This is a genomic window from Bifidobacterium sp. C0047B3, assembly GCF_056590535.1.
Genome location: NZ_JBWPWH010000001.1, coordinates 204,723 through 219,412 on the forward strand (window position 1 = coordinate 204,723; position 14,690 = coordinate 219,412).

The window sequence follows — 14,690 nt, forward strand, 5'->3', positions numbered from 1 at the left end:
TCAACTAATTAGGCAACTACCGTCTACTATAGAAGTAATCAGTACGTTAAAGAGTACGTTGTTTATTGTGTAGTTAAGTGAAGGGAATAATTATGAATAAGCAGGATGCGTCTAGACCTAGACCAGAAAGTTTTGAACTAGATCATACTAAAGTGAAAGCACCTTATGTGCGCTATATCAATACGCAAAAAGGTCCCAATGGGGATGTTATTTCCAACTATGATATTCGTTTAACGCAGCCTAATGAGGAAGCGATTCCTACTGCAGCTTTGCACACAATTGAGCATATGATTGCAGTGTTACTTCGCGAGCGCATTGATGGCTATATTGATTGCTCGCCTTTTGGTTGCAGAACTGGTTTTCATCTGCTAACTTGGGGTGAACACAGCACAGAAGATGTGGCGCGCGCTTTAAAGGAATCTCTTGAGTTTATTGCGTTTAATGCCACCTGGGATGATGTTCCTGCAACAACTATTGAATCTTGCGGCAACTATAGAGACCACAGTTTATTTGGTGCTAGTCAATGGTGTAAAGATATTCTAGCGAAGGGAATTAGCTCGGATCCTTTTGAGCGCAAACTTGTGTAAGTAATAATTAGCTAGTTTTGCGTAATTTTGCGTAGTTTTATTTGGTTTCTTTTAGAGGTTGGCATGGAAGATATAACATTAAGAAAAGCAACTCTTGGTGACTTGCGAAATATTGAGCATATTTATGAAAATGCTCGCAAATTTATGCGTGTTACAGGCAATCCTCATCAGTGGGGGAATAGTTTTCCACTTGTTTCAAGTGTTATTGAGGATATTCGTTTAAAACGTTTCTATTTGATTGTTGACGAGGATCCAGAATCGCATAACGAGCGTATTCTAGCGCAATTCGCATTATGCGAAGGTGTTGATGAAGTGTATGCCAGTATTGACGGTGCGTGGCTTGATGATATTTCTCCTTATGTAACAATTCACCGCTTAGCGTCTTCAGGAATAAAACCAAAAATGGCAACAGCGTGCTTGCATTGGGTGCAAGAAAACTATAATAATGTGCGCATTGACACGCATCCAGATAACGTGATTATGCAAAAAGTAATTACGCGTGCAGGTTTTAGTCGTTGTGGGTTGGTCGTTATTCCAGATCGCGCACACAGTGCAGTACGTATTGCATACCAATGGTTGCAAACGCTTAATCATGTCATATGAAATGCGTATGTGTTCTTAAAAAGCTTATAGAGAGTATGCAAAAGAGCATGTAGCATTAAAAGCATACTAAATCGGTTAGGTGAGTTATGAGTACAGATTTAAGTAATGCGGCAAGTAATAGTGCAAGTAATGTGGCAATGTTAGAAGCAAACTATGCTCGCGCGTTAAGCGTATACCCTGGGCAGGTAATTGTCGATTTGAAGGCGCTTCGAGACAATATGCGCACTTTGGTTGCGCGAGTTAGTAAAGATTTGCAGCCTGGTCAGAATGCTCCGGAAGTTATGGGAGTCGTAAAAGCAGACGGATACGGTCACGGGCTTATTCCTAGTGCGCTCGCGGCTTTAGCTGGAGGCGCTACTTGGCTTGGTACAGCTCAACCGTACGAAGCGTTACGTTTGCGTGCAGCAGGTATTGATTCCAGCCGTTGTCATATCCTCACTTGGCTTACTAGCGCTCCAACTACGAGATTTGCAGATCTAATTACAGAGAATATCGATATTTCAGTAGGCTCTATTGACTCGCTTAATGCTGTAGCTTTTGCTGCACGAAAGTTAGGTAAACATGCGCGCGTGCACGTAAAAGTCGATACTGGTTTTGGACGAAACGGTTTCACTCCAGAAGGTTTTAGTGCCGCTTTAGAAAAATTGCAACAATACTCTAACGAAGGCGTGATTGAGGTTATTGGTCAATGGAGTCACTTGGCAGTGGCAGATTCTCCTGACGTTCCGGAATTTGTAGATGCAACCGACCGTCAAATCCAACAATTCCACGAGTTTACGAAACGCATGAAAGAAGCATCGGTTGCTCCTAAAATCCGCCATTTAGCGAATACTGCTGCAACGCTTAACCGTCCTGAAATTCGTTTTGAACTCGTTCGACCAGGAATTGGTTTGTACGGATACGAGCCGGATCCTGCAATGGGGGATTCGCAAACTTATGGGTTGCAACCAGCTATGACGCTTCAAGCGCAACTTGGCACTGTAAAAGCTGTAGAAGAAGGGCATGGAATTTCCTACGGGCGCACGTATTTAACTCCAAATAATACGAGTACTGCTATTGTTCCGCTTGGTTACGCTGACGGAATTTTGCGTTCTGCTTCCGGATTTGATATGCAAGGTGCTCGTCATGTTGATAAGCAGGGCGGACCAGTTAGAGTAGAAACCAATAAAGGTGCGCGAATTTTGAACGTTTCTGGGCGAGTTTGCATGGATCAGTTCATAGTTGATTTAAAAGGCGATGCTTCAGAGTTAGGCGTTCGAGAAGGCGATAGTGTAACGCTTTTTGGACCTGGAAGAGGCGTGGAATTTGCTGAGCCTACTGCAGACGATTGGGCAGAAGCTGCAGGAACAATCAGCTACGAAATCATGACTGGAATCGGGCCTCGCGTGCCGCGCCTTTACCGCAACGCTTACGAAGTGCTATCTTCTAGCGATATTGCAAAATTGGACGCAAAAAGTCTTATATAGCTTGTTACTGCTTGGTTTTTAGAAGGTTAATAATAGCCTTAATTGCAAATAAAAGAGGTGTTGTATGTGCGACGAAGTAATTGCATCAGATAATGAGGTCGTTGGCGAATACGATTTGCACGACACTGAGCGTTGGGCGAGTGAGCCTCATCACACTCGTGCGAGAACGCCTTTTGAGAGAGATCGCGCGCGAATCATACACTCGTCTGCTCTTCGTCGATTGGGTGCAAAAAGCCAGGTTTTAGTTGCAGGTTCGGATGATTTTGCTCGCACTCGTTTGACACATACTTTGGAAGTTGCGCAAATTGGTAGGCAAATTGCAGCAATGCTTGGATGCGATCCGGATGTTGTTGATTGCGCTTGCTTATCGCATGACTTAGGACACCCACCATTTGGCCATAACGGGGAACGCGCGCTCGCAGAATTAGCGAAAAATATTGGTGGATTTGAAGGAAACGCGCAAACTCTTCGCTTACTTACGCGCTTGGAACCGAAAGTTTTTCGTGAAAACGGCAGTAGTGCAGGAGTAAATCTTACGCGCGCAGCATTAGATGCTGCAGTGAAGTATCCGTGGGGATTAGAAGAAGCAAAAGCGCACGATAAAGGCGAGCGCGATCTTAAATTCTGCGTGTATCCGGATGATCGAGATGTGTTTGAATGGCTGAAAATTGGTGCTCCACGCGAAGCAAAACCAATGGAATGTCAAATAATGGATCTTTCAGACGACATTGCTTACAGTGTGCACGATATTGAGGATGCGATTGTAACCGGCGCTTTTAATCCGGCTTTAGTTGCAGATTCAAAAGTTGTAGATGAAGTTATTGAAGAAACCCATGCATGGTATGGTGAGCGTTGGGATGTAGATAAACTTTTGGATGCTTTGCAACGTTTGCGCTCGCTTCACATGTTTCCTAATTCTTTCGACGGTTCTCGTCGAGCACTAGCGCAGTTGAAAAATATTACTAGTGCTCTTATTGGTCGTTTTGCAAGCTCTGTTGAGCACGCTACGCGTGAGCGTTATGGCAAAGGTCCGCTTGTTCGCTACCGCGCAAACCTTGTGATTCCGGAAAATACTTCCTACGAAATTGTGATGCTGAAAAGCTTAGCTGTGCACTTTATAATCGCTCCTCGCGAGCGTGAGGTTTATAAGCGTGAACAGAAGATTTTGACGGATTTAGTAGAAGTATTTATGAGCAAGTCGCCGCGTTCGCACGATGCAATGGAGGAAGTATTCGTGGGAGATTGGAACGAGTGCACTAACGATGATGAGCGTCTTCGCGTTGCAATCGACCAGGTTGCAAGTCTTACAGACGGTTCTGCTACAACTCTTCACGCGGCTTTGTGCTAGTTGCTTTGTTCTAGTTGCTTTGTTCTAGGTGCTTTGTGTTAGGTGCTTTTGCTAAGTGCTTTGTTTTGGGTGAGCTGTGAGTGTAGATTTGTTGTAAAGACTAAATTGTGCGAAGAAGGTTGAGAATGTTTTGTGCAAATTGCGGGAATAATATTATTCCTGGAGAAAAATTCTGCGGTAACTGTGGGGCTTCTGTTTCATACAGTAATAATGTTGAACAATCGCAGCCTACGGAAGTGATGCATCCTACTGGAGTAGAGCAGCCTACTGAAGTGATGCAGCCTACTGGAGTAGAGCAGCCTACGGAAGTAATGCAGCCCGGAATTCAAATAGCTCAGCCTGAATATGCAACTCCGCTTATAAAAAATCGCAAACTAATTATTATAAGCGCATGCGTTATAGCAGCGGTTGCAATTATTGCTGCAGCAATCTTCTTCTTTGCTTTTCCGCATTTTCATAAAGCATCGCCAACTGATCGCATAGTCGTACCTAAAGCCAAAACTTCACAATCCGCGCAAGATGTTGTGCGTGAATTGCAAGAAAAAGGTATTGAAACTCACGTAATAAAAGATTTCGGAGGAAGCAAGCCAGGTAATTTTGCACGATATCAAAACGTAAAACCTGGGCAAGTTATTCACGGGGATCGCGTTGTAACGGTCGTTGAATCCAAGGGGCCTGGCGTGCCAGCAAAGGGAGTAATCGGAAAAACTGTTGAAGAAGCGGCGCCACTATTAAAATCAATGGGAGTTCCAGTAAAAGTTTACAAAGTAGCCTCACTTCATCCTGGAAAAATCGCCGCAACTAACCCAATGCCAGGAGAGCCTTTAGATGAAAATAAAGAAATTTTCATAGGCGTTGGCGAAGAAGATAAATATCCTGACAGCGGCAAGTCTATTCCTGTTGAATTATTCGACAAAGATAAAGATGAAGCTTACAAAATGATGTCTGATGAAGGATTCAAAGTTAGACTCGTACCAAAGTATTCATCTCGAAAACACTTAGGCAAAATTGTTGGATCTTATCCTGGATTAGGGCAATCATATAGTGGAGATACCGACCTAACGCTTTATTATGGCGCTGATGCTTCTGAAACGAAAAAAATGTTTACTTCAAAAAAGTACTATAGCGAGAATTTCACTACAGTTGAAGTATCAACACTTACACCGTTTGTTGGAAAATGGTGCACTAAATCAGGAGATTGCTTAGAGTTTGAATCTGGAAATGCCATGGACCGCGACGATCCAGAAAAAAACAATTCACTACGTCTTCACGGGCCACATGCTATGGATGATTTAGTTAACGACGATAAGACACAGTATTATCACAGTTTTGGAATGTGGCAGTTTACTCAAAACCTCTCAGGAAGCGCAATCAAAGTTTACGACGATGAAAAACATAATTCACTTCCTATGCAAAATACGTTGCTATTTGGCGACACGGGAATGGTTGATATATTCCGTGATGGCGGTGATCCTTATTGTGGCAATACAATATACGATGTGCATTCAGGATTATGTGTAAACGGAAAATTCCAAGATTACCAAGATTTAGATCGTAATTATCCAGATTATTCTCGCAATAATTTTATTGATGTACCCGGAGCAAATAAGGGAATAACGTATAAGATGCGCGCGTATTTTGTGCTTGTTCCTGTTAACGCAAAGCTCGACGAACTAGAAGCAAGCGGATTCTTTAAAGGCAAAGGCAAGACTAAACCGGATATGGATCGTCCGTTTATTTTGCGCAGAGATCCTAAATATTACAGTAAATCAGAACTAACAGTTGTTTCAAAAGATGGAGATATGAGGCATAATCCATTTGTCCCAACTGAATTTAATAAGCCTGTACCTTTTGCTCCAGCTCCGGATGATTCAAACGTTTACTACCTAGTTGAGAAGCCGTTTGATTGGTGGTTCCTTAAAGATAGGGAATTGTAAAGTAGCAAAAGATTGCGGAAGATGCGGCTTGCGCAACTGTTTGCGCTTTGTGCATCTTCCGCTGATTTCGTAGCGTACTTTGTCGATATTATCGGTTGATTTGGTGTTTTCGACAGTTTTGTCGCGCGTTTCGTTTATTTCACCAAGTGGTTTGGTGTTTTCGACGGTTTTGTTGCGTATTCTGTCGGTTTCACCAAATGGTTTGGTGTTTTCGACGGTTTCGTCGCGTATTCTGTCGGTTTCACCAAATGATTATGTGTTTTCGACGTAATTTGTATAAAAGCGTTCTAATACCAAGTAAAGTAGACACGATAAGTACGTTTTACAACGATTCGCTAGGGTAATCGTCCCAGTCGAAAGGCTCCTCCACAAGATAGTACGCGTTTGAATCGTCCGGTGCTGGTGCGAACGGAACTGCTCGACTACGCTCCGTAGGCACAAAAGGATTAACCCAATCACTTCCTGGTTTCTGGTTCCTGCGAGTTTCTTTGTATAGCTTAGGATCTCTGCGCAAAATAAACGGACGCTTTAAATCCGGCTTGTGTGTAGGCTTTCCAACAAAATATCCACTATTTACAAGCTTGTCGAACTTCGCTCCAACTGGCACGATTACCATAAAATCTCGCATAGTGTAGTAGTAGCCTAGGTCGTAGCCTGGTTCATTATGAATTCTGTCATATTCTTCTGGATTGTTATCTGGAAACTGAACATATTTTCCGTTCACACACGTGAATCCAGCACCCCAAATAAAAGTATCCTCACCGCCGCATTCTATAACTCCTCCACCAGAATACAGTTCAACTGCACCAGTATCGCCAGAAATAAGATGGTTCCTCATAAATTCACTATCTGGAATATTCTTATCGAATATAGCGCGATCAGTTGGATCTTGACCTCCTGAATTTAGTTCAAGAACACCTTTCGTATTTATATAACCTTTGTTGTCTTCGTCAGGTATTCTACCGTTTTTATCTGCAATATCTGCAGGTATAAGTTCTGCAATACTTTTTTCGTCGCTTTCCCACTTTTTCTCATTTTTATAAAGACGAGGAATAAGATTTATACATTTACCGCTCTTCGTGCACCATTTGCCTATAAAAGAACCAGCTCGAGTTACAAGATAAGCCGTTTTGTCTTCGAGATGCATTGGCTCAGTTACAACATCCCTAGTCTTGGATGCGTCGACGCCATAGTAAAGCGTTACGGCTTTAGGCTTGCCTTTAGTTCCCAAAGCTGGGTAAGCGCCAACAATTTTGCCGAAATATTTTGGCGACGAGAACTTCGGGCGAAGGTTAACTACGAAAGGCTTAGAAGATAGCATGTCCTTGGCTTTGTCTTTATCTAATCCAAACAAATCAACTGGCACGCCATCGCGTTTTTCGCCGATAGCAACATGAATCACGCCGTCTTTACCAACAGCGTTTCCAGGCATCGGGTTAGACGCAACGATCTTGCCGGCTGCGGCATCGGTTGAAGGAACGTGATGCAGCCTTACTGGAACACCCATCGACTTCACGATTTTTTTGGCTTCGTCTAAACTTGCGCCAACAACGCCTTTCGCTGGAACGCCAGGACCTTTAGATCTTAAAATCTTCACAACCGTGCTAGTAGACTTGTGTGAACCTGGCTTAATATTCACATATCGAAGGAAACTTCCCTGTTTTTTAGAACTAAACTCGTCTATAACTTTCGTGCGGAAACCGTTATTTTCCAGTGTTTTTGCAATATTATCCGCATTGTCTCCAACTTTTGCTTTGGGAATTACTCCTGGATTTGAATTTAATCCTATAGAAGTTAAAGAAATATTTTTGGCGAAATACCAAACTGTTCCAGCTAACACAAGCACTACTGACAGCACGATGCTAGTGATGATGATTGCAATTTTTTTGCTATGCTTATTTGGTTTATTGTTAGTTTTTTGATTTTCAAAAGTTTTATTTTGTTGGGGTAGAGGTAATTGCGAAGATTGTTGTGATTGTTGTTTAGTTTGGACTGGTTGAGCTGGTTGAATTGGTTGAGTTGGTTGGACTGGCTGAACTGGTATGGTCTGTTGAGCTGGTCGAGTTGGCTGAGTTGGTTGGGTTGGTTGGGTTGGTTGGGTTGGTTGGGTTGGTTGGGCTGGCTGAACTGGTATGGTCTGTTGAGCTGGTTGAGTTGGCTGAGTTGGTTGGGTTGGTTGGGTTGGTTGGGTTGGTTGCGCTTTTTGAGCTGATTGGGCTGGTTGAGTCGACTGCGCTTTCTGAGCTTGTTGAGTATATGTATAACTTTCAACAGTGCTTCCGCACAAATTGCAGAACTTGTCTCCTGCATTAATTTTGCTTCCGCAATTCTCGCAAAACATACTATCCCTCTTACAATCTTTCTAAAATCTCTATTTTTCCGGATAATAAACACCTACTTGTATATTACATCCGTATTAAATAATTTGTAGTCAATATAGAAGTCGATTTCATCAAATGATTTTGTGTTTTCGACGGTTTCGTCGCGCGTTTTGTTTATTTCATCAAATGGTTTGGTGTTTTCGACGGTTTCGTCGTGCGTTTCGTTTATTTCACCAAATGATTTTGTGTTTTCGACGGTTTTGTTGTGCAGAAAACACTAAAGTTATGTGCGCAATACCACTCGCCGCAGATTTGCGATAAGCTAGATAGCATGGTTGGAATGATTGTGAAAGAAGACATTGAGCGCGTGCGCGCTGCGGCAGATTTGTATGACATTGTGTCTGCAACAGTGACGCTTAAGCCTTCCGGAACTGGCACTTTTGTAGGTCTTTGCCCATTCCACGATGAAAAAACACCGAGTTTTAGCGTGCGACCAAGCTTGGGAGTGTGGCACTGTTTTGGTTGCGGCGCTGGCGGCGATGTATTTAAGTACGTTGAGCAAAAAGAGAATATTGATTTTCGTGAAGCGGTCGAGTTTTTAGCAGATCGTTACCACATTGAGATGCATTATAAGCAGGAGCAAAATAGTGATTCTCAAGCGCGCGGTTCTAAGCGAGCCAGGCTTTTAGAAGCAAATGAAGAAGCGCAAAAGTTTTTCGTTTCAAATCTCGGCACTCAAGAGGCAGCTCCTGCGCGCGAATTACTTGCAGGGCGAAACTTTACTCCGCAACAAAGTGCGCGTTTTTCTTGCGGTTACGCGCCTAAAGGCTGGGATAATTTAGTCAGATACTTAGCGAATAAAGGTTTTACTCGTCAAGAGCTTCTCGACGCTGGACTTGCCAGACTCGGTCAGCGCGGAATATATGATTATTTCCGCGGTCGCTTAACTTGGCCTATTCGCGACTCGACTGGTCGAACTCTTGGCTTTGGTGCAAGAAAGCTTTACGACGACGACTCTATTAGCGCGAAATATATTAACACTCCTGACACTGCACTGTATCGAAAAACGCAAGTTTTGTACGGAATTGACTTAGCTAAAGCAAATATTGTAAAAAAACGTCAAGTTGTAATTGTAGAAGGCTACACAGATGTAATGGCATGTCATTTGGCTGGTGTCGATACTGCTGTTGCAACTTGCGGAACTGCGTTTGGTGTTGAGCATGCAAAAATTGTGCGCCGCCTTATTGCAGACGATTCTTTGGGTGCAATTCAGCTTGTTGGCCCACTGAAGGTGGATGGACAGTCTGTAAGCTCGCGCATCGTTTTTACTTTCGACGGTGATGCTGCAGGTCAGAAGGCTGCGCTACACGCTTTTGGTTTGGATTCTGCGTTTTTGACGCAAACTTTTGTTGCTGTAGCAGACAATAATCTTGATCCTTGCGATTTGCGTATTCAGCGCGGTGACGAAGCTGTGCGTTCGCTTGTTGCGCACGCAAGTCCGCTATATGATTTCGTTATTGACACAGTAATTAATCGTTTTGAAACTTCGTACACTACTGGTCAAATGGGCGCTATAAAGGCTGTCGCTCCTCTTATTGCGCAAATTCGAGACCGTTCGCTGCTTGACTTGTATATGCGCAAAGCCGTGCGTTCAATTGGCGTTGATTTAGCTGTTATGCGCAATGAAGTTGAGTCTGCACGTAGACGTTTGAAAGTTTATGACGACGACGCTTATGCGCAAAAGCATAACGTTATTCCGCCTTTTGGTCAGCAAATTAATGACGATCGTAATGCAGGTTTTAAAGCTTCTCGCATGGAAATTATTAAAAGTTCTGCTAAAAATCAGCATTATTATCGTGTGGATGATGCTGTATTTATGTGCGAACAACAATTTATGGCGTTACTTTTGCAAGTTCCACTTGCGTTTAACGAACAGTTATTTGCAAAATTAACGTTAAATAATTTTATTACACCAGTATTTCGTACGCTGTTTCAAGCATTTGTAGCTGCAGGTGGATTGCCGGTTGGCAGTGTTTCGCAAGGATTGTGGCTGCACATGATGACAAAAGCTGCAGGACCTTTGCTTGAGTCCGTTATTACAGAGCTTTCTGTAATGCCGTTGCCGCTTCCTGCAGCTTCAGACTCGTTAGAAGATACCGGCAATCGACAGAATCAGCAAGTTTCAAACGGATCTCCTTCAGATCTTTTGCGGAAAGCTACGAGTGCAGAAAGTAAGTATGCAAACGAGCTGCTTATTCGTCTTCTTGATATCGGCTATATGCGTAGAATCGGTGCTGCTAGAGCGCGTATGGCGAAACTTAAGGATGGTCAGGAAAAGCTTGAGCTTCTGGGGAAAATCACCTCAATGGAAGCGGCTCGCAAAAACTTGCAATCGCAAATCATGTAGTCTTTAATGCAATATTTTGTGCAAAACTGTAGTTAATTTTACGATTTGCTTGCTGTTGCGCGAGTTTTGGGGGATTTCTTTATTTGCGATTTTATTTTACGCAAAGGTGAGTGATAGGAATTACTTGTCTCGCAGCGCTCCGCTCTTATACCTTATTTGGACTTAGCGGTTGCGTAGTTAAGTTTAGTTTTTTACTTACTTTTTCTGCAAAAATAGTATTCGTCAACGAGATTATTACTATCGTTCCGCTTTTATATTGCTCGACCAAGCAATTCCTATCACTCACACGTTAATTCACTCACAATTGTTTTTGGTGTGGTAGGAAGAGTGTCTGGAGTGGCATATGCAGTAGCACTAATACTAGTGGTTGCTAATCAACAGGAATCAGCGTCTGCAGAGCACAACTGCAAAACTTCATGAACGTGCAAGCATCCAATCAGTGCAAAAAATCTCAAATCTCTACCACACGAATATCCACACGACTGAATAGTGTAAAATGAACTGTATTAAAAATACAAACAAAAGACCACGTAATCTAGTGTGATTGCGTGGCCTTTTGCTTGCAAAAATTTATTGAAACTCAGTTACTAAAGTCAATATCGCCGAGCTTTTCAATAAGCTTCATATTCTCGCTGTAATCAACTGGGCAAGAAATCACGTCCACTCCGCTTTCCTGCTCCAAAGCCGAGCGAAGCATGTTGTACAAATCCTCCGGCTTTTTAACAACGTGACCGCGCGCGCCGAAGCTTTCCGCAAGTTTTGGCACATCCGGATTATGGAAATCAACGTACTCGTGCTCGCCTGCGTGAAGTTCCATCTTCCACTTAATTAAGCCGTACGCGTTATCTTCCCAAACAAGAACTACCATTCGGCTTCCAACGCGCACTGCAGTTTCGATTTCCTGCACGTTCATCATAAAGCTTCCGTCGCCCATCACAGCCAAAACCGGTTTCGTGTTAATTTTGCCGGAATTATCGCGAATAAACGAAGCTCCAACAGCGCCAGGAAGCGTCCAAGCCATAGTTGAAAGACTGTTGTCGATTATGCAAGTATTCGGGTGCATAGTTGGGTACAAGCGTGCCATCCACATTTTCAAAGCGCCTGTATCTACAAGTACCTTCGTGCCTTCAGGAACAGCGCGGCGAATATCGTAAACTACGCGCTGTGGTTTCATTGGCATACTTTCGTCGTTTTCGCAAGAATGTAATTCTTCCGTAAGCAGTTGTCGAATACGTGGGTGGCTTACGTCGAAAGTGATGTTGCGTGTCTTTAATACTTCTGTAAGAGTTTTAAGCGTTTGACCAATATTTGCCATAATATTCAGCGCAGTAGGGTAGTGCGCGTCGGTATCTTCCACAAAAGTATTGATGTGAATAATAGTTTTATCAATATTTGGGTTGATTTTCTTCGGGTCGAACTGCTGAATTGAGAAGCCGACAGCAATAATCAAATCAGCAGTGTCAAACGCGAAGTTCTCGTAATCGCGATGCATGAAGCCGACTACGCCAAGTGCATTCGGATGATTATCTGGGAAAACGCCCTTACCTTCGAAAGTAGTTGCAACTGGCACATTAAGCTGCTCAGCAAACGCAAGAAGCTGATCCTCAGCGTGAGAGCGCGCAACGCCGTTTCCAGCCAAAATAATAGGTTGCTTTGCTTGACTAATAATTTTCGCAGCTTCTTCAATAGTGTCTGGCGCTGGCATAATATGCAAAGGATGCGGCAGTGGAAGAGGCTTTGCGTCGTCAGGTGCCGGCATTTCGCTAATATCTTCCGGAATAACAAGGCACGTGGCTCCCGGACGGTTGCGACCGGCAATAGAGAAAGCTTTTCGAACCATTTCCGGCGCAGATTCTGGAGCAAGCATCATAGAAGACCATTGCGTAATCGGTTGGAAGAGCGCAACCAAATCAATAATTTGGTGAGATTCCTTATAAAGCCTAGAAACGTTACCTTGTGCGCAAATTGCTACAAGCGGTGTAGTGCTTGCGTTTGCTTGAGCTACAGGAAGCGTTAAATTCAATGCGCCAGGACCTAGAGTTGCCAAGCATACGCCCGGTTTTCCAGTAATATGAGCGTATGTTGCTGCCATAAAACCGGCGCCCTGCTCGTGGCGAGTAAGCACAAAACGAATTCGTCCATCGCGCTCAATTGCTTCAAGAAGCGGAATATTTTCCTCACCTGGAATACCGAATACTACTTCAACGCCTTCGTTTACCAAGCATTCAACAACTAAATCTGCAGTATTGCGCTTGTGGTTTTCACGAAGATGCATTTGACGAGCAAGTTTTTGTTCAAGCTTTTGATCTTCTGTTTTGTTTATTTCTGCCATAATTCGCTTCTTGTGTAGACAACAAATTCTTTGTTTTAATATGATATACGCAATCTTGTCTTTAAACGCAATTTTTTGCGATGCGCGTGTCATAAAAAAGGGCGGAATTTTGTGTTAGCTACTTTAGGCTAAATCACGCTATTAATACTTGCTAATTTATTGTTATTGCAACGATTTTGTCGGGAATTTAACACGATTGTGGGACTGGGTTTCTAGTACAATAGAATCATTGTGTCTATTGCGTTACGGAGGAATGATGAAGCGCTGGCTGTTGAATCTGGTCAAGTGTGAAACCATTCTTATTGTTGCCGCAATTTTAGCAATTATTTCTTGTTTTTTTGTACCTCCAGATCCGCAATATTTAAGTTATATTCATGTCAACACTATTTCGCAATTAGTGTGTCTTATGATGGTTGTGTGCGGATTCCAGCGCATTGGTGTGTTTCGATCTATTGGTGCGCGTTTGTTAAGGCATGTGCGCACTGAGCGCGGCTTGGTGCTCGTGCTTATGTCGCTAACATTCTTTTCATCAATGTGGATTACGAACGACGTTGCTTTGGTTACTTTTGTGCCTTTTGCATTATCTGTGCTCGTAATGGCGAATGCTGAAAAGCAGTCAATTCTTGTAATTACGCTTATGACCATTGGTGCCAATGTTGGAAGTATGCTTACTCCTATTGGCAATGCTCACAATCTGTATTTAAAGGCGTTGACTCATATGTCTACGCAAGATTTTTTGAAGATTATGGCTCCTTATACGATTACAGCAGCACTGTTGATGATTGTATTTGCATTCGTATTCTTTAAGTCGCGCCCGGTTGACCAGTTTGCAGGTTTGCATGGTGATGATATTGAGCAAAGTGTGTTGGCTCCTTCGCATGGTCATCCGCAGCCTGATGAAATTCGCGTTATGGGCTATGGCATGAGTTTTACTCGCTGGCGTGTTACTGTTTATAGTTTGCTGTTTGTTGTTTGCTTGTGTGGTGTTAGTGGTTGGATTCCTGACTGGATTATGGTGCTTATTATGGTTGCAGCTTTTCTTGTTTGCGACCGTCACGTATTCCGTGTTTTGGATTGGGCTTTGCCGCTCACGTTTATTATGTTCTTTGTTTTTATTGGCAATATGCGTCGAGTTCCTGGATTTAGTGATCTTGCGCAAATGTGGGTTGGCACGCATCCGATGGAAGTTTCTATTGCTTCAAGCCAATTTATTAGCAACGTGCCGACGACGATTCTGCTTTCTGGATTCTGTGACCAGTGGAAGCTTCTTATCATTGGCACGAATCTTGGTGGAATGGGTACTTTGATTGCTTCTATGGCTTCGCTTATTTCTTATAAGGGAATTACGCACCAGTATTCGCATTACCGTGGGCGTTATTTGCTCACGTATACTATTGTCAATGTGTTCTTCCTTGCAGTGTTGATGTCACTTGCGTGGATTATTGAATAATAATTTTTATGTAAACGTTTGATATTTATAATTTTATGGCGCGTTGATAGTAGTTTTTTGGTATAATAACCATTTGTTTGCCTCTGTAGCTCAAAGGATAGAGCAACGGCCTTCTAATCCGTTGGTTGCGCGTTCGAGTCGCGTCGGGGGCACGATGAAATCTTGAAATAGCATAGTGCATTTCAAGATTTTTCAGAGTGCCGAGCTTGCTCGGGGTGCAAAGCACGGTGTGCTTTGCA

Annotated in this window: 9 protein-coding genes and 1 tRNA gene; 8 read left to right on the top strand and 2 right to left on the bottom strand. The window is 43.1% G+C overall.

The genetic code is table 11. The features are described from left to right. The first annotated feature begins 92 nt into the window (after window positions 1-92). From AC1EKT_RS00655 to AC1EKT_RS00675, 5 genes are all read left to right on the top strand, one after another. The gene (locus tag AC1EKT_RS00655; protein ID WP_004118906.1) at window positions 93-587 is read left to right on the top strand and encodes an S-ribosylhomocysteine lyase; all 495 of its coding nucleotides are present in this window, start codon (window positions 93-95) and stop codon (window positions 585-587) included. Window positions 588-650: 63 nt separating this feature from the next. Beyond that, entirely contained in the window at window positions 651-1,190 is a 540-nt protein-coding gene (locus tag AC1EKT_RS00660; protein WP_415687873.1) for a GNAT family N-acetyltransferase, read from the top strand. A gap of 86 nt (window positions 1,191-1,276) precedes the next feature. Continuing rightward, a complete protein-coding gene (alr, locus tag AC1EKT_RS00665) occupies window positions 1,277-2,656 on the top strand; it encodes an alanine racemase (RefSeq protein WP_481615874.1) in 1,380 nt (459 codons plus the stop codon). A 64-nt stretch (window positions 2,657-2,720) separates the two neighbouring features. After that, window positions 2,721-4,004, top strand: a complete 1,284-nt coding sequence (locus AC1EKT_RS00670) for a deoxyguanosinetriphosphate triphosphohydrolase (protein ID WP_481615875.1) — start codon at window positions 2,721-2,723, stop codon at window positions 4,002-4,004. Window positions 4,005-4,129: 125 nt separating this feature from the next. Further along, window positions 4,130-5,941, top strand: a complete 1,812-nt coding sequence (locus tag AC1EKT_RS00675; RefSeq protein WP_481615876.1) for a PASTA domain-containing protein — start codon at window positions 4,130-4,132, stop codon at window positions 5,939-5,941. 322 nt (window positions 5,942-6,263) lie between these two features. Here the strand turns inward: AC1EKT_RS00675 and AC1EKT_RS00680 are convergent, their stop codons facing one another. Next, on the bottom strand, window positions 6,264-8,282 hold the full coding sequence (locus AC1EKT_RS00680) for a PASTA domain-containing protein (protein WP_481615877.1): 2,019 nt from the start codon (window positions 8,280-8,282) through the stop codon (window positions 6,264-6,266). Window positions 8,283-8,527: 245 nt separating this feature from the next. Between AC1EKT_RS00680 and dnaG the strand changes: the two genes are divergently transcribed. Continuing rightward, window positions 8,528-10,669 carry a DNA primase gene (gene dnaG / locus AC1EKT_RS00685; RefSeq protein ID WP_481615878.1) on the top strand — a complete coding sequence of 714 codons (2,142 nt, stop codon included), beginning with the start codon at window positions 8,528-8,530 and terminating at the stop codon, window positions 10,667-10,669. Between the two features lie 580 nt (window positions 10,670-11,249). Here dnaG and AC1EKT_RS00690 read toward each other — a convergent pair. Beyond that, the gene (locus tag AC1EKT_RS00690) at window positions 11,250-12,944 is read right to left on the bottom strand and encodes an acetolactate synthase large subunit (RefSeq protein WP_415687651.1); all 1,695 of its coding nucleotides are present in this window, start codon (window positions 12,942-12,944) and stop codon (window positions 11,250-11,252) included. Between the two features lie 313 nt (window positions 12,945-13,257). Here AC1EKT_RS00690 and AC1EKT_RS00695 point away from each other — a divergent pair, with 313 nt between their 5' ends. Continuing rightward, a complete protein-coding gene (locus AC1EKT_RS00695; RefSeq protein ID WP_415683794.1) occupies window positions 13,258-14,451 on the top strand; it encodes an SLC13 family permease in 1,194 nt (397 codons plus the stop codon). 79 nt (window positions 14,452-14,530) lie between these two features. Then, window positions 14,531-14,603 (top strand) — tRNA-Arg (locus tag AC1EKT_RS00700). Window positions 14,604-14,690 lie beyond the last annotated feature (87 nt).

Bases quoted from the DNA above. Each gene is read 5' to 3' on its own strand.
- AC1EKT_RS00655 (WP_004118906.1), top strand. From the start codon at position 93: ATGAATAAGCAGGATGCGTCTAGACCTAGACCAGAAAGTTTTGAACTA.
- AC1EKT_RS00660 (WP_415687873.1), top strand. From the start codon at position 651: ATGGAAGATATAACATTAAGAAAAGCAACTCTTGGTGACTTGCGAAAT.
- alr (WP_481615874.1), top strand. From the start codon at position 1,277: ATGAGTACAGATTTAAGTAATGCGGCAAGTAATAGTGCAAGTAATGTG.
- AC1EKT_RS00670 (WP_481615875.1), top strand. From the start codon at position 2,721: ATGTGCGACGAAGTAATTGCATCAGATAATGAGGTCGTTGGCGAATAC.
- AC1EKT_RS00675 (WP_481615876.1), top strand. From the start codon at position 4,130: ATGTTTTGTGCAAATTGCGGGAATAATATTATTCCTGGAGAAAAATTC.
- AC1EKT_RS00680 (WP_481615877.1), bottom strand. From the start codon at position 8,282: ATGTTTTGCGAGAATTGCGGAAGCAAAATTAATGCAGGAGACAAGTTC.
- AC1EKT_RS00690 (WP_415687651.1), bottom strand. From the start codon at position 12,944: ATGCATCTTCGTGAAAACCACAAGCGCAATACTGCAGATTTAGTTGTT.
- AC1EKT_RS00695 (WP_415683794.1), top strand. From the start codon at position 13,258: ATGAAGCGCTGGCTGTTGAATCTGGTCAAGTGTGAAACCATTCTTATT.